At 55.0% G+C, this 202-nt stretch carries 1 tRNA gene and 1 rRNA gene; both read left to right on the top strand.

Annotation, left to right across the window (positions count from 1 at the left end):
- Window positions 1–2 precede the first annotated feature (2 nt).
- A tRNA-Ala gene (locus tag HMPREF2845_RS00050) sits at window positions 3–75 on the top strand.
- 3 nt (window positions 76–78) lie between these two features.
- Window positions 79–195, top strand: a 5S ribosomal RNA gene (rrf, locus tag HMPREF2845_RS00045).
- The last annotated feature ends 7 nt before the right edge of the window (window positions 196–202 follow it).

Here is a 202-nt window from a genome sequence, read left to right as displayed (position 1 = left end):
ACGGGGGCGTGGCGCAATTGGTAGCGCATCTGCTTTGCAAGCAGAGGGTTAGGGGTTCGAGTCCCCTCGCCTCCACTTTCCGGTGATTATAGCAAGAGGGAAACGCCTGGTTCCATTCCGAACCCAGAAGCTAAGACTCTTCGCGCCGATGGTACTGCACTTTTGTGGGTGTGGGAGAGTAGGTCATCGCCGGTTTATTTTT

Source organism: Rothia sp. HMSC065B04 (assembly GCF_001812285.1).
Lineage (GTDB): Bacteria > Actinomycetota > Actinomycetes > Actinomycetales > Micrococcaceae > Rothia > Rothia mucilaginosa.
The sequence above is the reverse complement of the archived record's forward strand: the minus strand, read 5'-3'. Positions and strand labels throughout refer to the sequence as shown.